The sequence below is a fragment of the Microbacterium sp. UBA1612 genome, from assembly GCF_002321605.1.
Classification (GTDB): domain Bacteria; phylum Actinomycetota; class Actinomycetes; order Actinomycetales; family Microbacteriaceae; genus Microbacterium; species Microbacterium luteum.
The window spans coordinates 1-18,096 of sequence record NZ_DCMW01000027.1 but is presented as its reverse complement, the minus strand read 5'-3'; the positions used below and the strand labels follow the sequence as shown (position 1 = coordinate 18,096).

Sequence of the window (18,096 nt, the reverse complement as noted above, 5' to 3'; positions counted from 1 at the left end):
GTGGCGGGAGGGCGGGTCGGGTTCCGCCCCGGTCCACGTTAACGCGTCAACCCCCTCCGCACCGCTGAGCGACCTGCGAGGCTGAGCGATGCATCCCTCTTTCGAGAGAGCGAGACGAAGGAGAACCATGAAGAATCGAACGCTCGGCCCGTACACCGTCTCGGCGATCGGCCTCGGTGCGATGCCGGTGTCGATGAATCGCGACAACACCTACCCCGCGCGCGATGATGCGATCGCGATGATCCATGCTGCCCTCGACGCCGGGGTGACGCTGATCGACACCGCCGACATCTACGCGCCCGCCGATGCCGAGATGGGCCACAACGAACAGATCGTGCGCGACGCCCTCGCCTCGTGGGGCGGCGACACCGACGGCATCGTCGTCGCCACCAAGGGCGGTATCGTCCGCCAGGCGGACGGCGGTGTCGGTCGCGACGGGTCGCTGCCGTACCTGCGGTCTGCGGTGGAGAAGTCGCTGCGGAACCTCGGCATCGATGCGATCGACCTGTACCAGTACCACCGGCCGGATCGGTGGATGGTCTATGGCGACATCATGGACAACCTCAAGACCCTCCGTGAGGAGGGCAAAGTGCAGCAGATCGGCATCTCGAACGCGAGCGTGGAAGAGATCGACATCGCCCGGCAGGTGCTCGGCGAGGGAGTGCTCGTCAGTGTGCAGAACGAGTTCTCCCCGAAGCATCCCGGCAGCTACGACGAGTTGCAGCACTGCGCCGAACACGGCATAGCGTTCCTGCCGTGGAGCCCGCTCGGCGGCACCGGCGGCGGGGCGCGTGACGTCGGAGAGCGGTTCGGCGCCTTCGCGGCGATCGCCGATGATCATGGCGTCAGCCCCCAGCAGGTCGTGCTCGCGTGGGAGCTGTCGCTGGCGGACGTGGTCATCCCGATCCCGGGCGCCCGTCGACCCGCGTCCATCACCGACAGTGCCCGGGCGGCCGACCTGCAGCTGAGCGACGACGAGCTCTCCCGATGCTCGGCGGCTGTGGGGCTGGAGGTCTGAGCGGAGGGATGCTGCCGCGGACGTGGGGTTGCAGCAGCATCCCTCACCCGCGCTCACGGGCGAAGGAGCACCTTGCCCACACGGCCGGCCTCACCGCTCGCGCGCACCGCGTCGGTGATGTCGTCGAGAGCGTGGACGGATGACACCGGCAGGTTGATCGTGCCGTCGGCCAGACGTGCGCGCAGTTCCGCGGCGAGTTCACCGCGGCGCGCGGGGGTGACGCGGGGACGGGCGCCCCAGAATCCCCGCACCCTGGTCCGGCGGAACAGCACGTCACCGACGGCGAGATCGAGCCGGGGCGAAGCCATCGCTCCGAAGACCACGAGCTCGCCGCCCTCGCCGAGCAGCGACAGCACGTCGCCCGCCGCGCTCCCTCCCACGGAATCGACGCCGGCGCGCGGGCTGGCGCCGTCGAGCAGCGCGGCGACGCGCTCGCGCCAGTCGTGGTCATCAGTGGCGACGACGTCGTGGATGCCGGCCGCGGCAAGTTCGTCGACGGCCTCGGCCCGGCGCACGAGGTTGATCACGCGGATGCCGCGACTCGGTGCCAGGCTCGCCACCAGTCGTCCGACGGCGCCGTTGGCGGCGTTCTGCACCATCCACTCGCCTGCCTCGAGCGAGAGGTCGTCGAGGAGCGTGAGCGCCGACATGGGCATCGCGAACATCTGCGCGGCGACCTCATCGGGGATCTCGTCGTCGACGGGAACCGTCGCACGGGCGGGCAGGACGACCTCCTCGGCCCAGACGCCGTGGCCGCTCGCGGTGACACGCTGACCCACCTGTCGGTCTCCGACGTCGGCACCGACGGCATCGATCAGACCCATCGCCTCGGTTCCCGCGCGAGCCGGAAGATCAGGCAGGACGCCGTACTGCCCGCGCACGGTCATGAGGTCGTGATTGTGGATGGCGGCGAGCACGATGCGCACCCGCACCTCTTCCGGGCCCGGTTCGGGCCGGTCGATCTCATCGATGGCGAGCACCTCCTCCGGGGCTCCGAAGGTGCGGTGGATTGCTGCGCGCATGGTGTCTCGCTCTCGTCGGCCGTCTCGGCGCGATCGCGCCGCGCGGTCTTCCAGCGTAGATCGCCCGTGGGCTCGCAGACGCCGTGATCTTGACGGCATACTTGCTTTTTGCAAGTGTTTGCGTATGAGCCTCTTCATCACGTGCCCCGTCGAGAGCGTCGAACGCTCGACCGCCTTCTACACCGCCCTCGGGTGGACCATGGATCCTGACATGTCCGACCACAACGTGTCGTGCTTCGCGATCGCGCCCGGGCAGTACGTCATGCTCGGCAGTCGAGAGATGTACGCGAGTGTGGGCGGCACCGACGACCTGATCGGCGGGGCCGAGACACCGTCGAAAGTGACCGTCTCGTTCGACCTCGGCAGCCGTGAGGCGGTCGACGAACTCACCGAGCGCGCCGGCGCCGCGGGCGGGCGGGTCGGGGACACCGACGACTACCCGTTCATGTATCAGCGCCAGTTCGACGACCCCGACGGATATCACTATTCGCCGTTCTGGATGAAGCCGGAGGCCGGTCCGCAGGAGTGAGCGACCTCGCCGCCGCCCTCGATGTCGTCGGCGCCCGGTGGGCCCTGCTCATCGTGGGCCGGCTCCTCGACGGACCACAGCGCTACGGTGATCTGCAGCGCGACCTCGGAGTGCCCACCAACATCCTCGCCACCCGACTGCGCGAACTCGAACAGGCGGGCGTGCTGACCCGCCTGCCGCTCCGGCACAAGACCCGGGCTTATGCGCTGACCGATCGCGGCCTCGCGCTGCGGGAGAGCATCGACGCTCTCGAGCGGTGGGTGCGACCGTGAATCCTCCCCGACGCGCGCGCCGGGGAGGATTCACGGTGTGGCGTGCTATCGCACCGTGACCGTGACCGGCTTCGATGCGGTCTCGCCGTTGGCGTTGCGGAACACGGCGATCAGCTCGTGGTCGCCGGGCTCCACTCCCTCCAGCTCGACCTGTGCCCGCTGGGCGTCGGGGGTCGACGCGGCGAGCTCGCCGGAGTCGACCACCTCGCCGTCGAGGAGGATGTCGTACGCGTCGGCGTTGGTGCCCCACCACAGGTTCGCCGTGACGGTGAACTCCCCGTCGCGGTCCCAGTTGTCGTGGGAAACGACCGGTGTGCCGGGTGCCGCAGCGTTCACCACGACCGTTGTCGAGCTCGTCTCGGTGATGCCTTGGCTGTTGACGAGCTCGGCGGTGTACTCGTAGGTGCCGTTCGGCTTGCCCTCGAAGCTCACCCCCGTGGTCTGCGACATGCCCTGGGTCGGCTCGAGCACGCGGGTCTCGATCAGTTCGCCGTTCTCGAACAGGCGGAACACCGTGCCGGGAACACCCCACCAGAGGTTCATCACGACGTCGTAGGTGCCGTCGTGCAGCCCGTAGGCCCAGCCGCTGGTGTTGGACAGCGTGCCGCGTCCGGGTGCCGCGTCGTATTCGTCGCCGGAGACGAGCAGCACCGTGCTGGTCTCGGTCGAGACGAAGCCGTCGTTGTTGGTCGCCGTGGCGACGACCTCGGCTTCCCGCCCGTCGCCGGAGATCCCGAGGTCGGCGAGCACGACGTCGCCGGATGCCGGCACATCGACCCCGTCGATGGTCACCGTCACGGACCGCACGCCGCTCTCGGGGTCATCGGCGGTGATCGCGAGTTCGAAGGGCTCGTCCACCGAGACCACGCCCGAGGGCATCCCGCTGATCACCGGCGCCGACTCGTCGGTGTCGGGCGCGCCGACGTACGAGATCGACGGTACGGGTGGCTCGCCCATCCCGGCGCCGATGAAGTACGACGGGTGCGGGGGCTGGTTGTAGGCGGAGTTCTGATTGGCGACCGCCAGGCGATACTGCGAGTCGTGCATCAGGGTGGGGATGCGCGTGTCGGTGACGTCCGTCGTCGTGTAGATGCGGATGCCGGTGCCGACCTCCAGCCGCACCGCGAGCTCCTCGCGCCAGTCGCCGAACAGGTCGGCCTGGATCACGGGGTTGCCCTTGGTGGTGTTGTTGGTCGACGTGCCCTCGAGGCGCTTGATCTCGACCTCTTCCTGTGCCGCCGGATCCCACGTGGAGATCGTCGGCACGCCCGTCATGGTGTCTTCGTCGTAGTCGTGATCGGTGATCTCGCGCACGACGTCGCCGTTCCACCACGTGACGAAGTTCGCCGCGGGGATGTCGGTGGACAGCACCTCACCGGTCGAGGCGTTCAGCGTGCCGACGGGGGAGTTCCACGCGGCGTTCCCGCCGACGTTCCACGCTTCCGCTCCCGGGGAGGTGGGGTCGATGTCGGCGGCGGCGCCGCGACCGGTGTCGACGGTGCCCTCGTTCGACCAGAGGATCTCGCCGGTCTCGGCGTCGCGCATCGCGGCGATGATGTTGCCGTTGCCACTGGGCGACTCGAAGACGCTGTAGATCTCCTGGCCGGGCCGGTCGATCACGAAGTCGCTCACGTGAAGCGCGTCGCCGTGGAACAGGCGCGAGTTGTACAGCGGCATGCCGTCGTGGTCGATGGTCAGTGCGCCGAAGACGATCTCGTCGAGGCCGTCACGGTCGACGTCGGCGACGGTGAACTGGTGGTTGCCCTGCCCCTCGTATTCCGAGCCGGCTTCGTCGGAGTCGAAGGTCCAGCGCTCGACGAGCTTGCCGTCCACGAGATCCCACGCGACGATCACCGTGCGTGTGTAGTAGCCGCGGCTCATCACCAGCGATGGGTTCTCGCCGTCGAGGTAGGCGACGCCGCCGAGGAAGCGGTCGACGCGGTTGCCGTAGGTGTCGCCCCATGAGCCGACGTTCCCGCGGCCCGGAAGGTAGTCGACGGTGTCGATCGCGGCGCCGGTCTGCCCGTCGAAGACCGTGAGGAACTCCGGGCCGGAGAGTATGTAGCCGCTGCTGTTGCGATAGTCGGCGTCGGCGTCGCCGATGACCGTGCCCTCGCCGTCGACCGTGCCGTCGGCCGTCTTCACGGCGACTTCCGCTCGTCCGTCGCTGTCGTAGTCGAAGACCTCGAGCTGCGTGTAGTGCGCGCCAGCGCGGATGTTGCGCCCGAGGTCGATGCGCCACAGGCTCGTGCCGTCGAACTCGACCGCCTCGATATAGACGTTGCCGGTGTATCCCGGTCGCGAGTTGTCCTGCGCGTTCGACGGGTTCCACAGGAAGACCAGCTCGTACTCGCCATCTCCGTCGACGTCGCCCACGGTGCCGTCGCCCGGCGCGTACGTGGCGGTGCTGCCGTCGGGCATGGTCTGGTCGGCCGGCTTGTCGAGCGGGACGTCGAGGTAGTCCGATGCCCAGACGCCGAACTCGTCGGTGACCGAGACCTCGCGGTCGTCGACCTGGGTTGTGACGAGGTAGGTCGAGTCGGCTGTGCCCTCGACATCGACGAAGTTCGTCGTGTCGGTGAGGGGCGCATCCGTGATCTTCGCGCCGTCGCGGTAGACGTCGAAGCCCATCGCGCGATCGTCGAGGCCGAGCAGGCGCCAGCCGAGGTAGACGCCGTCGTCGGTGGACACGGCGACGGGGGAGCGGTCGAGGTACTCGACGTCGCGCACGAGTGTCGTGGCGATCTCGGTCGAGAGCACCTCCGACTCCTCCGAGGCGCCACCGGCGTTCAGTGCGACGACCTTGTAGAGGTAGGGCCGGGTGGTCAGCACGTCGTCGTCGGTGTAGGCGGGCTCCGAGACCTGACCGATCTCTTCGAAGGGGATGTCGTCGCGCGTCGAGCGGAACACCTTGTAGAGCGCGACGTCGTCGGCGGCATCCCACGTGAGCGTGACCTGGCTGCGGTCGATGGATTCGGTCGTCAGTCCGGTAGGTGCGGCGGGCGGTGCGACGGACTCGTCGATCACCGACACGGCGAGGCGCTCGCCGGGGCGTGACGTGCGCTCGCCCTTGACCGTGGCGACGGCGTAGTCGTAGGTCTCGCCGAGCTCGACGTCGGAGTCGACGAATGTCGGCGATTCCGCGGGATCGGCCGGGGCGCTGACCGTGCCGATCTCGCTCAGGTCGCCGCCGGGTGCCGAGCGATAGAGGGTGTAGCCGGTGGCGCCCTCGACGGGCTGCCAACCGAGGGCGACATTCAACTCGTCGGCGTCGACCGACGAGGCGAGGGTCGAGGGGGCGGCGAGCGGAGTCTGCACGGTGATGCCGTTGATGCGCGCATCGCCGGAGGCGGAGATGTTCAGCTGTCCGTCGGAGACCTCGATCGCGGGGAAGAACTCCTCGTGCACGTCGCCGCTCGAGGTGCGCGGACCCGAGAATGCCGTGCCCTCGATATCGAAGCTGGTGCGGTTGCCGGCGATGAGGTCGCCGGCCCACGTCGTGACTTCATAGGTGCCGTTGGGAACGTCTACGGCGAAGGCCGAACCGTCTCCGATGGTGAAGTCGCGGGCGACCAGGTCGTCGCCGCCGCGGTCGCGGAACGCTCCCGGAGCCGCGGTGAAGCCGTAACCCGTGTCAGCGTCGTATGCCGAGCCCGGGTGGATCGCAATCCAGCCCTCCGGAGTGGGCGAGGAGGACCCACCGAAGTCGAAGCGCAGGTCGATCTCGTCGGCGGCGGATGCGGGGGAAGCCGCGAGGGCGCCGGAGGCGACGATCGCACCTCCGGCGACGGCGGCGATGGTTGTTCTCAGTCGTCTGGGGCGACGTGGATCGGGCACTGAATCTCCTTCGAAACGGTGACTTCCGGAGGAGCGTCGGTGCTCCTCCCCACGCCGCACCTGCGGGAAAGCGTTTGCTGACGCGGTTCATCCATTGTCACGCCACCCGAAGGCAAGGTCAAGGAAAGCGTTATCTTTCCCGAATTTTCCCGAAGGGGACCGCTTCGGCGGGTCAGAACGGCGCCGGATCGAACTCGGCATCGGTGACGAACTGCACGCTGGACACGGGGTGGTCGGGGTAGACCCGTCCGGTGGGGCTTGTCCATTCCAGAACGCCGCCCGGCTTCTGCACGACCGTCCACGGCGTCTGATGTTTCAGGGTGTGATGTCGTCGGCAGAGATGACTGAGATTCGACACGGTGGTCGTGCCCCCGAATTGCCAGTCCAGCGTGTGGTCGAGGTCGCAGACCGCGGCAGGCAGTCGACACCCGGGGAATCGACAGTGCTGATCTCGAACGTCGAGGGTGCGGCGCATTTGACTGGACGCCTGGTATCGGTCGACGCCGAGCACTTCGCCGGAGATGGGATGTGTGAGAATTCGGTCCCATCCGGGAGCGTTTCTTGCGAGCTCCCTGGCCGTATTCGGGTCGATCGGACCGTGTCCGGCGAGAGTGACGGCTTCGAACGGGTCGTCAGCCGGGGAGTCGAGGAGCGTGAGCACGGGGATGGTGACCCGCACGTGCGCCTGGATCGCGCCCAGTCCGGTCGCGGTCGTGCCGATGTGTGCGTCGGGGGCTGCCGTGAGGAGCATGTCGGCGAGAAGATCGACCCGGATGGCGTCGAGCACACGGCGGGCGGCGAGGAGCTCGTCGAGGTGGGCCTCCGCCCGGTCGACCGCGCTCTGTTCGTTCCGCTCGGTTTTCGCTCCCGATCCCGTCGGCTCGGCCCCATTTCTCGATTCCGCGCGCTCGGCCTTCACTGCGGCCTGCACGGCGTCACGGGCATTGCGGATGGCCTCGGCATCGGCCTCGGCGACATCGCGAGCCATGCGGGTGAGGCGGTCGTGGACGCCGTGGATGATCACGGCCGGCCCCGTCACCTGCAGTTCGGCCATGCCGTCGTCGAGATCGTGGACCTGAACCGAGCGGGTCGCGGCGGCTTTCGCGTGGCGCTCGCGGATCGTCTCGTTGAGGAACCACTGCGCTCGTCGCCTGGCGATCGGCCGCAGGCGTGACGCGGACTCGGCCTCGGCGTATCCGAGCACGCTGTTCTCGTACTCGGCGGCGAGCTCGGGGTGCTCGATGCGGTCGCCCGCCTCGACGATGACGCGCGCGTGTGCGAGCGAGATGCGGCCGGCCCCGAGTGAGCGCACCGTCTCGGGGAACATCTCGACCATCCGCGCGGCCTCGCCGATCTGACGCTGCACGGTGCGGTCGGACACCCGAAGGGCGGTCGCGAGTTCAGCGGCGACGGAGCGCCGGGGGAGGTCGGCGGTGGACATGTTCTCTTCTGCGGCCGCCCACGCGTCTGCGATCTCGCCCGCGTGTGCGAGCGCACGGGCCTCGCGCGCCTGGAGCTGGGCGATCTGACGCCGGATGTCGACGACCTCGGTGACCACCGGCGCCAGTCGCGCGGCGGCGACCTGGTCGGGTGCGGTGGCTGTTTCGGTCATGACGTCATCGTCTCACCGACCTCGGACATTGCTTCGAAAGTATCGGTTGGTGCAGTTCACGCAGCGCGCTCGAAATGAGATCGGTCTGAGCCGTGAGTCGCAGCTATCGCTCCACTCGTGCCCGTACCCGCTCGTGTGTGGCTGCGGCGAACGACACCAGCCGAATCTCCTCCAGGCCGGTGTCGGCGCGAGAGATGGTCTCGACGGCGGCGTCGATGGCATCATCCAGTGGCCACGCATAGATGCCGGCGCTGATCAGCGGGAAGGCGATGCTCGTGGCGCCGAGTTCTTCGGCGACCTCGAGGGATCGTCGATAGCAGGACTCCAGAAGGCGCCGGTCGCGCTCCCCGGCGGCGTGGTTGGGTCCGACGGTATGAATGACCCATCGCGCAGGAAGGTCGCCGGCGGTCGTCCATCCCGCATCCCCGGTGTCGAGACCGCGTGGGAAGCGGGCGATGCAGTCGTCGAGGATCGCCCGACCGCCGGCGCGGTGGATCGCTCCGTCGACGCCGCCGCCTCCGCGCATGGCGCGGTTGGCGGCGTTCACGACTGCGTCGACCTGCTGCGCGGTGATGTCGCCGTGGAGAGTGGTGATGAGGGTCATGTCGTCATGGTGCCTTGCGCCGCAGTCGTTCAGAACCCCTTGCGCTCGACAGATGCGGCGGGGCGAAGGCGAGAATGGAGGGATGGATTCGCCCGCCGACTTCATCGACCGCACGCTGCGGGCCGAGGCGACGGAGTGGCGCACGTGGGCGGACGGCGACGCGTCGGTCGGCGGGCTGCGCGTCTACGGCGCATCGGTGGGGGCGGTGCGCGGCACCGTTCGTGACGCGCTCCGCCGATACGGCGACCTGCAGCATGATGAGGTGACTGCCGTCGCGTCTGAACTGTGGTCGGTGCCCGTCCTCGAACGCCGCCTGGCCGCGATCGTGTTGCTGCAGCGATACGTCGAGTCGCTCACCGGCAACGACCTCACGCGTATCGAGGGGTTCCTTCGCGATGCGCGCGTCGGCGACCTCATCGAGCCGCTCACGGTCGATGTGGTGCGTCCGCTGCTCGCTCGGCTTCGGGGCGCCGAGGCCGAGCGCGCCAGGCGGATCGTGGCGCGATGGGCGTCATCCGATGCGCAGAGCCTCCAAACCGCCGCCGCTCTGCTGTAGCGCAGAAGCACGTCGTGATCCTCGCGGGGACGCGGCATGCCGCGCTGAGCGGCGAACGCCGTTGGAACCGCGAACGCCGCTGTCAGATCAGCCCCACCATGCTGTACGCCGCCACGAAGGCGACCGCCACGACCGCCGTGCCGCCGACCGCGACCACGACGGGGAGGGCTCCACGGATACGACCCCATAGCATCACCCCGAGCAACACCACTCCGATGATCCCGATGACGATCCAGTACACCGGGCTCGTGGTCTCGCCGACCACCGTGAGTCCATAGGCAGCCTCGCCCATTCCGACTCCCGCGAGCGCGGCCGTACCGAGCGCGGCGCGCAGCCCGCGCGCGCGCAGCCAGCACGCGGCGACGCCGACGAACGGTCCGACGACGAGGCCGATCACCGAGAACATCAGCGGGTCATACGCGTAGCCGCGCATCGTCGACACGATCGCGTACCCGACGGTGAGCAGCACGAAGCTCACCGCCCCGAGCGCGGCGGACAGCCACCAGGGCACTCGAGCCCCGTAGACCAGCGCGGCGGTGATGACGGTCCAGCCGCTCGCCGAGTTCGCGAACGACACGAACCACTCGGGCAGGAACGCCTGCGCAAACGCCGTCGCGCCGCCGAGCACCAGGCTTGCCGCGAGCACCGCGGCTGAGGCGAGCGCCACGCTCGTCATCGATCTTGTCCGCGCCTGCGCTGTCGCCGCTTTCGCCACTCGGGCACTCTATGTGCCCGAGGTGACAGGCCACCGACCGTCGGTCGCCTCATCCCCCCGACCCGCTCGCCACCGCCCGTGATGACGCCATCAACCGCCTTGTTCCGTCGCTGGTCGAGTCAGCTCAGACGTTCGAGGGGATTGGCCGCCAGCTTGGCGATGAGGCCGCCGTCGACGAGTCGTTTCGCGGCGGTATCGGGCTTGCGTGATGCCTGGTCGCTCACGCATGAGCCGAACTCCGCGGCGAGCGTTCCTCGTGGGTGGGCAGCGAGCACTTCGCGCCGGAAGTCTTCCGGCAGATCATCCGGTCTCGCGCCGGAGATGTCCAGACCCGCGGCGATCTCGAGCAGGTGGCCCTCGGCGTCCAACGCGGGGTCGACACTCGGCCAGTTGTGGCGCACGATCACCTCGAGCACCCGATTGCGCCGGTGCGCCGGCCAGCCTGCTCCCGCGGTGAGCGCGACACCGACGTGCCCGCCGGCGTGCTCGTAGGAGATTGTGTGGTTATCGAATTCCGTCGCGATGCCGATGTCGTGCAGCACGGCAGACACATACAGCAGCTCGTGGTCGATGTCGGTGATGCCGTCGACCCGCGCGAAGGCCTCGGCCCAGAGCCACGAGCGCAGTGCGTGAGCGGTGATCGCGGGGGATTGGTACTGCGTGGCGAGTTCGAGGGCACCGCGTGCCGCCAGTGTGTCGGGCACAGTGAAGTCTGCGATGCGCATGCATACATCCTGCGGGCGCGTGGGGACCTCCGACACAGCCCGGTGCGACAGCGACCGTCCGAAAACAGCCATCCCGTTGTGGGCAGGGAGGAGGGGCGGCGTCGACGTGGAGTGAACCGAGCCGGCCGTCCCGGCGGTCACTCGTTGCGGCCGCGACGCTCGATGCCGTCGAGCACGATCTCGAGTCCCGCTTCGAACGAGTCGCGGAAATCGTATCCGGGCTGCATGACGTGATCACTCGTGAAGCGCACCAGCGAAGGGTATGCCTCGGGCGAGAGCGGCGCGATGATCTGATCGCCGGCCTCGGTCAGGTCGCCGCCGGCGTCACCGAGCGGGAGTGCCGCCTCCTGCAGCGCGAAGCCGTAGACGAAGGCGTCGACGACCGCGAGTCCATGTGCGACGACGGCAAGCGAGAAGCCGGTGCTGAGCCAGGTCGTCACGAGCGCTTCGTGGTGATCGAGGATGTCAGCACCGGGGGTGCGTCGCGACTCCATGATGGGGATAGCCCACGGGTGCCGGCGGAGGGCGTCGCGCAGTGAGCGTGCGCGACTCGCGATGGCGTCCTTCCACAGCGTGTCTGCCGCGGGGCGCTCGACCTCGTCGAAGACGCGGCCCACCATCCCGTCGACGATGTCGTCCTTGTTCTTCACGTAGTGGTAGATCGTCATTGGTCGCACGCCGAGATGGTCGGCCAGGCGGCGGATCGTGAGGGGCTCGAGACCGATCTCGTCGGCGAGAGCCATCGCCCCGTCGATGATGTGGTCGCGACTGAGCGATCCCCGCGACGGCGGATCTGACGGCGACATCCTGCCTCCTTTCCTTCGAGTTCCTTGACGAATCGTACTAAGTACGCCTACGGTACTCCTAATTGCCGTACTAAGTACGGCGCCCCGCAACCCATCTAGCCGAAGAAGAGATCGATGACTGAACAGCTGAGCACGACCCCATCAGCGGATGCCGAGACGGTCCCCGCTACCATGACCGCAATCGTCCAGCGCGGCTACGGCGGTCCCGAGGTGCTCCACCGAGAGGAGATCGAGGTTCCCGCGCCTGACGCCGGTCAGGTTCTCCTCCGGGTCGCGGCGGCCGGCCTCGACCGCGGAGTGTGGCACCTCATGGCCGGGCTGCCCTACCTGGTCCGACCCATGTTCGGGATGAGCACTCCGCGGCAGCCGATCCCCGGTCTCGACGTCGCCGGCACGGTCGTCGCGCTCGGCCCCGGGGCTGAGGGCTTCTCCGTCGGCGACCGTGTCTTCGGCATCGCGGCCGGGAGTTTCGCGGAGTACGCCGTTGCGACCACGACTTCGATCACCCACCTGCCCGATGGGGTGAGCTTCGAGGATGCGGCAGCGCTGCCGGTGTCGGGACTCACCGCGTTCGAGGCCGTGCACACCCACGGCGGCGTGCAGCCTGGACAGCGTGTGCTCGTGACCGGAGCGTCGGGTGGAGTCGGCGGTTACGCCGTGCAGCTGGCCGCAGCGGCCGGTGCCGACGTGACAGGGGTCGCCAGCGGCGTCAAGGCTGATTTCGTCCGCTCACTCGGGGCCGGCCGGTCGATCGACTACGGAACGACCGACGTCACAGATCTGCCCGACCGGTACGACCTCATCGTCGACGTGAACGGTCGGCTGCCGCTGGGTCGCCTCGTCCGCATCCTCACACCCGCCGGCGCCCTCGTCATCGTCGGTGGCGAGAACGGAGGTCGGTTGACCGGAGGCATCGAGCGCCAGTTCGGCGCCCGGCTCCGCTCCGCCTTCACGCGGCGGCGTCTGGGGTTCTTCATCTCCTCCGAGACACGCGCCGACCTTCCGGAGCTCGCACGCCTGGTCGAGACCGGGGCTCTCCGCTCGACCGCGACCACGATGCGCCCGCTCGCCGAGGTCCGTCAGGCGATCGCCGACCTCACGGATGGACGCGTCCGCGGCAAAGCCGTGATCCGCGTCGCCGCCTGAATCCGCACCCTCGCTGACGCCTGCATCCAAGGAGAATGCACGATGTCCACCATCACCCCGATCGACACCACCCGCCGCACCGCCGCCCGCGTCGCGGGCGCCGGATACCTCGGCCTGTTCGTGCTGGCGATCTTCGCGAACTTCGTCGTCAAACAGGGCCTCATCGATGCGTCGAGCGCCGAGACGACCGTGGCGAACATCCAGGCGCAGGAGGGGCTGTTCCGCGTCGGGCTCACCGCTTTCGTGGTCGTCTTCCTCATCGACATTGCCGTCGCGTGGGCGCTCTACGTCCTGTTCGCCCCGGCCGGTCGCACCCGCTCCCTCCTCGTGGCGTGGTTCCGCCTGATCTACACGGTCTTCCTCGGTGTCGGCGCCGTCTTCATGTTCCTCGGCCTGCAGGTCGCCAATGGCACGACCTCGTTGGGCGCCGACGCTGCGCTGTTGATGTTCGAAGCGTTCGATTTCGCGTGGTTCGTCGGCCTGATCGCCTTCGGCGGTCACCTTGTGCTGCTCGGCGTGTTGATCATCCGATCGGGTCTCGCGCCGCGCCTTATCGGCGGCATCCTCATCGTCGCCGGGGCCGCCTACGCGGTCGACACCCTGGCGCACATTCTCGTCACCGATTACGCGGCCATCTCGAGCGTCATGCTCGGCATCGTCGCGATTCCCTCTATCGTCGCCGAGGTCACCTTCACGATCTGGCTGCTTCTCTCCGGCCGCCGATCCAGCGCAACCACACGCGAAGAGCCTCGCGTGCCCGTCCTCCAGTGACCCGCGGCGGGCCTTCACACCGAAAGGTGCCTCATGCGTACGTTCCTCACCACCGTCCTGCTGCTCGGTGCAGCGCTCTCGCCGGGCAGCCACGCTGCGGCATCCGTCGAGCAGATCATCGATGAAGAGATGCCGGCGTCCGGGGTACCCGGGCTCGCCTACGCGATCGTCGACGGCGATACCGTGACGACGGGCGCGCGCGGAGTGCGCGAAGCGGGCACTGATCTGCCGGTCACCCCCGACACCCCGTTCCTCACCGGATCCATTTCGAAGAGCTTCACCGCCCTCGCGGTGATGCAGCTGGTCGAAGCGGGAGCCGTCGGCCTTGACGACCCGATCTCGGCGCACCTCGACGACTTCGCCGGCGGCCCGGGCGCGGATGTCACCGTGCGGCAGCTGCTGAGTCATACAAGTGGGTACTCGACACTCCAGGGCAACAGCTCACCGGCCGCACCCTCAGACGCCCCCGCGAACAGGCCCGGCGAGATATGGGAATACTCCAACACGAACTATCAGATCCTCGGACGCCTCATCGAAGCGGAAAGCGGTGACGACTTCGCCACCTACGTCGAAGAGCACATCCTCGAACCGGTCGGCATGGACGACAGCTTCGTCTCCGACGGCGCCGTGCACGAAGATATGGCCGTCGGCCACACCTCGTGGTTCTGGACCAAGCGCCCGATCGACGACCGCACGACCTCACGCGAAACCGCAGCGCAGGGCGGCGTCGTCGCGACCGCCACCGACCTCGCTCTCTACCTTCAGGTGATGATCAACGGAGAGGATGACGTCCTCAGCGCCGAGGCGAAAGCGACGATGATGCGCCCCGCAAGCGAGGCTTCGCCGTTCTACGGACTCGGCTGGTTCATCGATACGAGTGCCGGGACCGTCTGGCATTCGGGGTCGACGCCCGGCGTCGAGACCCTCGCAGCACTGTCGCCCGACGAGGGTCGAGCCGCGCTCGTGTTCGTCAACGGCGGCAGCGGTCTGGGGTTCGGGGAGACGACGCAGCTGCGTGATCGCGTGATTGCCACAGCCCTCGGCACGCCCGAGCCCGAGATCGGGTCGCGGTGGGCGCAACAGGCACTGTTCCTCGGACTTGTTCTCCTGCCGATCGCGTATGCGGTGAGCATGGTCTGGGCGTGGCGGCATCGCACCGCGCTGCGCGCGAAGCGGCGCGGATTCGGCCTCTTCAGCCTCTGGTTCCCGCTCGCCACCACGATCGCCGCCGCTGCCGTGCTCCTCTGGATCATGCCGAACCTGCTGGGCGCGCCGCTCGGGACGATCCTGGTGTTCCAGCCCGATGTCGGCCTCGCGCTGATCGCCTCGGCCGTTATGGGTCTTATGTGGGCAATGTTCCGCCTCGGCGTTGCCTACAGCGGTATCGGCGTAGAAGCGATGCCGTGAGACAGTCAGCGGGCATCGCGCGGCGGGGGCGGTGGGTGCGTCTTCGAGGATGCCCGGGTTCATCGGGGCATGAATGCACGAGGGCGGTGCGGCGCTTCAATCCTCGAAGCGGCGACGTGGGCACGTGGGAGGGGTGGACCCGTTGAGGTCAGGGTAGCTAGTGGCCCGGAGCCGGCAGGCACCCGCCGTCCATGATGAATCCGCCGACCTCGACCTGCACCCCTTCGGGTGTCACGGCGCCGAAGAGGCATCCGCCACCGACGACGGCCACGCCGAACGGCACGTCACCATTGCGCTCGTAGCTTTGGATGTTCGCTTCGGTCACGCCCGCCTCGACCAGTGCGGCGCGCACGGCGGTTTCGCTGATCCCAGCGCTCGAGACGCGCACGGCCTCGAGTGCCGCGGTCACGGGCGCGATGAGGTGCGATCCTGCTTCTCGTCCATCTTGCGGCTGCTCCATACGTTGACGGTAGAGCTCGTTGCTCGCCATGTTCTTCTCCGCGTCGTAGGCGACGCAGCCAGGCGCCGGTTCGATGCCCGGCTGCTCAGCAACCGCGCATGTCGGCGAAGGGGAGGCACTCGCTACACCGAGATTCGCCACCTCCGATGCGCAGCCACCGAGAGTGAGGGCGACCGCGAGAACGCTGGCAGCACCGCACACTGCGCCAAGCCCCCGCGGCGATCTCAGCGCCTGACCATAGGGACTGCTCCTCATGCGAGCATCTTAGGCGGGCGAATATCGCCGGCGTTTCATGCACTGTCCGGCACAGAATCCGAGCCCTCCGCTCCCGACCGGTGTGGCCGCGGCTGTAGCCGGAGTCGATGATGCGACATTCATTGCTCGGGATCACGGTTGGAACCTTTCGTTCACCTAGTCGGTGGCGAAAGAGCGGCATGCACCGTGAGTGGTCACAGGATCCCGCTGCGGGCAACGCGCATTGAGGGACGGTGGTGTTCCAGCCGCTCCCGGGTGACACCGGTGTGATGTCGTAGCCGGCGGGAGGTCAGGGTAGGAGGTCGAGCATCTTCGGGCGCACCTTCATAGCGTGGATCACGAGCTCGTTGCCACTGTCGAAGACAAGGACCACGGTCTCGAGTAAGCGTCCCTGCGTGTCGAAGCCGAGTCGCAGTTGGCGCGCGGGCGAGTCGTCGTCGAGGTCTTCGATCCATGCCGGCCAGGAAGCCGCCTGCTGAATGTCATCGGGTGCGATTCCGTGTTTGAGGGCGGAGTCGTGGATGTTCACGCCGCGTACGCAGCGATCGCCTCGCGGATCAACTCCGACCGGGACTTGTGTTCACGGGCGGCGCGGGCGTCAAGGGCGGCGAGCTCGTCCACGGTCAGTCGGAGCGCCACCACTTGTGCGGGCTCCGCTCCCCGCCCTGGGCGTCCACGTCCGCGGCGCTTGAGCGCGTCGACGTCGTAGCCGGCTTCGGCCTCGTTTGCCCACGCCGTGATCTGCTCTTCGGTGACCGGTACCCCGTTGATCGTCTCGCCGTTGCCCATGGTCGCATCGTAATACGAAAATGGGATTCGCTCGAGACCCTGGTGCTGTGAGCCGGTCGCCCGGATCGCGCCGCGACCGCGCGCCGCCGCGAGGGGAAGCGGCGGGTGGTCGCGGCGGCGCAGGTGTCAGAAGATGTGTGCTTCGCAGGTGGCAAGGAATGCCGCGCGCCGGCGGTGGAGTTCGCGGTAGACCGTCGCACGGGACACGCTGAACAGCTCGGCGATCTCCGTCTGGGTGTACTCGCCGCGATCCTGCACGTCGAACAGGAGCTTCCGCTGCGTGTTCGACAGCTTGGGTTGCTTGCCCTTCAGGTGGCCCTTCGCGCGGGCCACCGCCATTCCTTCCTTCGTGCGCATGCTGATCAGGTCGCGTTCAAACTCGGCCACCATGGCGAGCACGTTGAACAGCAGCCGCCCCACCGGGTCGGTGGGATCGTACCTGCTGCCGCCGAGACTGAGCGCAACCTCCTTCGTGGTCAGTTCATCAGCAATGTCACGTGCGTCCCGCACTGAACGGGCGAGCCGGTCGAGCTTCGTGACGACGAGAGTGTCGCCTTCCCTGACAGCGGCGAGGGCCTCTCGAAGTCCGGGCCTGGCGCCGGTTGGTGCCGGTCAACCCGTGATCGACGTACATGTTCGAATCGAGGACCCCGAGGCGCAACAGCGCATCCCGCTGTGACGTGAGGTCCTGATCGGCGGTGGAGACTCTGGCATAGCCAATCTGTATTCCATTCATGCTGCCGAGCGTGCTCGCCGCAGCGCGCAGGCGCACCTGGGATGGGTCCCCGGGATCCCCTTCCGGGCGATGCGCGGTGAAGGAACCTGCCCGCGCGCTGACGATCCCTACTAGCTCTCGCGCTCGGGCGGAGTCGGGTCGAAGGCGCCTCGCAACCTTCGAGTCGCACTCGCCCGCGTGCGCCCGTCGCGAATCTCCATTCGTGCCTTCAGCAATCTCGCGCGAACCCGACCGATATAGCGGTTCCGACGAACGTCACGAACCCAGCGACTCCCACGAGAGTCCGAGAAGAACAGGAATAGGCGGTCATCGACGCGGGGGCTGGACCCTTTGGCGCCTGCGAGCATGGGTGGTGACGTGCCGTAAAGGAGAGTGATCGAATCGCGGGCGCCTGGCCGCAAACCGAACTCGTCAGCGCTGTCGAGCACTCCCCGCGATTGCATGCGAGCGTGAGGGTGCGACCGAATGTAGATGTCGGGAATCGTTCGGTCGCCTACATTCTCAAGATGTAGGACGACGCGCCAACCCGTCTCTCGGGATAGACCAGATTCTGTCCAGGCGTTGAGGTCGTCTGCCAGCGCTCTTCGGGCACGGCGTCTATCCCAGGCATAGATAACCGCTGTTGCCGCGAGTGCGCCCACCGTCCCTACCGCCGCGAACCAATCCGCCCAACTCCCGGGCTCAATTCCTGCAACGAAATCGGCGACCGAGCTGATCGCCTCGGTCGCCCACTCAGTCACCCTAAGACCCTAGCGGCGACTTCTCGGGAACCGATCCCTAACGGGGCGACGCACGGAAGCGGCGCGTCGGTGGCCCCTGTGCGTCAGGATGGGGTG

Annotated in this window: 17 protein-coding genes and 1 pseudogene; 7 read left to right on the top strand and 11 right to left on the bottom strand. The window is 68.0% G+C overall.

Annotated features, from left to right (window positions below; all coding sequences use genetic code 11):
- Positions 1-127 precede the first annotated feature (127 nt).
- Positions 128-1,018: an aldo/keto reductase gene (locus tag B3S45_RS11885; RefSeq protein ID WP_071043030.1), complete on the top strand. Its 891-nt coding sequence runs from the start codon at positions 128-130 to the stop codon at positions 1,016-1,018.
- Positions 1,019-1,071: 53 nt separating this feature from the next.
- Here the strand turns inward: B3S45_RS11885 and B3S45_RS11880 are convergent, their stop codons facing one another.
- Positions 1,072-2,040 carry a zinc-binding dehydrogenase gene (locus B3S45_RS11880; protein WP_194385040.1) on the bottom strand — a complete coding sequence of 323 codons (969 nt, stop codon included), beginning with the start codon at positions 2,038-2,040 and terminating at the stop codon, positions 1,072-1,074.
- A gap of 124 nt (positions 2,041-2,164) precedes the next feature.
- Here B3S45_RS11880 and B3S45_RS11875 point away from each other — a divergent pair, with 124 nt between their 5' ends.
- The gene (locus tag B3S45_RS11875) at positions 2,165-2,569 is read left to right on the top strand and encodes a VOC family protein (protein ID WP_286720800.1); all 405 of its coding nucleotides are present in this window, start codon (positions 2,165-2,167) and stop codon (positions 2,567-2,569) included.
- Positions 2,566-2,841: a winged helix-turn-helix transcriptional regulator gene (locus B3S45_RS11870; RefSeq protein WP_071043035.1), complete on the top strand. Its 276-nt coding sequence runs from the start codon at positions 2,566-2,568 to the stop codon at positions 2,839-2,841. Before B3S45_RS11875 ends, B3S45_RS11870 begins: the two co-directional genes overlap by 4 nt.
- Positions 2,842-2,886: 45 nt before the next feature.
- Here B3S45_RS11870 and B3S45_RS11865 read toward each other — a convergent pair whose 3' ends face one another.
- The 3 genes from B3S45_RS11865 to B3S45_RS11855 form a co-directional block, all read right to left on the bottom strand.
- Entirely contained in the window at positions 2,887-6,678 is a 3,792-nt protein-coding gene (locus B3S45_RS11865; RefSeq protein WP_286720798.1) for a hypothetical protein, read from the bottom strand.
- A gap of 172 nt (positions 6,679-6,850) precedes the next feature.
- Positions 6,851-8,290, bottom strand: a complete 1,440-nt coding sequence (locus tag B3S45_RS11860) for an HNH endonuclease signature motif containing protein (RefSeq protein ID WP_194385043.1) — start codon at positions 8,288-8,290, stop codon at positions 6,851-6,853.
- A gap of 103 nt (positions 8,291-8,393) precedes the next feature.
- Complete coding sequence (locus B3S45_RS11855; protein ID WP_194385044.1) at positions 8,394-8,894, bottom strand: O-acetyl-ADP-ribose deacetylase; 501 nt, start codon at positions 8,892-8,894, stop codon at positions 8,394-8,396.
- An 82-nt stretch (positions 8,895-8,976) separates the two neighbouring features.
- Between B3S45_RS11855 and B3S45_RS11850 the strand changes: the two genes are divergently transcribed.
- Positions 8,977-9,450, top strand: a complete 474-nt coding sequence (locus tag B3S45_RS11850) for a DNA alkylation repair protein (RefSeq protein ID WP_286720794.1) — start codon at positions 8,977-8,979, stop codon at positions 9,448-9,450.
- Positions 9,451-9,532: 82 nt separating this feature from the next.
- Here B3S45_RS11850 and B3S45_RS11845 read toward each other — a convergent pair whose 3' ends face one another.
- From B3S45_RS11845 to B3S45_RS11835, 3 genes are all read right to left on the bottom strand, one after another.
- Positions 9,533-10,126, bottom strand: coding sequence for a DUF6518 family protein (locus B3S45_RS11845; protein ID WP_071043043.1), 594 nt, complete (start codon positions 10,124-10,126; stop codon positions 9,533-9,535).
- A gap of 158 nt (positions 10,127-10,284) precedes the next feature.
- The gene (locus B3S45_RS11840) at positions 10,285-10,890 is read right to left on the bottom strand and encodes a cyanamide hydratase (protein ID WP_286720792.1); all 606 of its coding nucleotides are present in this window, start codon (positions 10,888-10,890) and stop codon (positions 10,285-10,287) included.
- Positions 10,891-11,027: 137 nt separating this feature from the next.
- On the bottom strand, positions 11,028-11,696 hold the full coding sequence (locus B3S45_RS11835) for a TetR/AcrR family transcriptional regulator (protein ID WP_286720791.1): 669 nt from the start codon (positions 11,694-11,696) through the stop codon (positions 11,028-11,030).
- 114 nt (positions 11,697-11,810) lie between these two features.
- Here B3S45_RS11835 and B3S45_RS11830 point away from each other — a divergent pair, with 114 nt between their 5' ends.
- The 3 genes from B3S45_RS11830 to B3S45_RS11820 are packed head-to-tail and all read left to right on the top strand — an operon-like array spanning position 11,811 to position 15,020.
- Entirely contained in the window at positions 11,811-12,842 is a 1,032-nt protein-coding gene (locus B3S45_RS11830; RefSeq protein WP_286720789.1) for an NAD(P)-dependent alcohol dehydrogenase, read from the top strand.
- Positions 12,843-12,884: 42 nt separating this feature from the next.
- On the top strand, positions 12,885-13,613 hold the full coding sequence (locus tag B3S45_RS11825) for a DUF4386 domain-containing protein (protein WP_286720787.1): 729 nt from the start codon (positions 12,885-12,887) through the stop codon (positions 13,611-13,613).
- A 33-nt stretch (positions 13,614-13,646) separates the two neighbouring features.
- Positions 13,647-15,020 (top strand): serine hydrolase domain-containing protein, encoded by a 1,374-nt coding sequence (locus B3S45_RS11820; protein ID WP_194385048.1) that lies wholly within the window; start codon positions 13,647-13,649, stop codon positions 15,018-15,020.
- 157 nt (positions 15,021-15,177) lie between these two features.
- Here B3S45_RS11820 and B3S45_RS11815 read toward each other — a convergent pair whose 3' ends face one another.
- From B3S45_RS11815 to B3S45_RS11800, 4 genes and pseudogenes are all read right to left on the bottom strand, one after another.
- On the bottom strand, positions 15,178-15,480 hold the full coding sequence (locus B3S45_RS11815) for a hypothetical protein (RefSeq protein ID WP_176759357.1): 303 nt from the start codon (positions 15,478-15,480) through the stop codon (positions 15,178-15,180).
- A gap of 544 nt (positions 15,481-16,024) precedes the next feature.
- Positions 16,025-16,264, bottom strand: coding sequence for a toxin (locus B3S45_RS11810; protein ID WP_286720785.1), 240 nt, complete (start codon positions 16,262-16,264; stop codon positions 16,025-16,027).
- The gene (locus B3S45_RS11805; protein ID WP_071043054.1) at positions 16,261-16,524 is read right to left on the bottom strand and encodes a ribbon-helix-helix protein, CopG family; all 264 of its coding nucleotides are present in this window, start codon (positions 16,522-16,524) and stop codon (positions 16,261-16,263) included. Before B3S45_RS11805 ends, B3S45_RS11810 begins: the two co-directional genes overlap by 4 nt.
- Positions 16,525-16,650: 126 nt before the next feature.
- Positions 16,651-17,260 (bottom strand): annotated as a pseudogene (locus tag B3S45_RS11800) (recombinase family protein).
- Positions 17,261-18,096 lie beyond the last annotated feature (836 nt).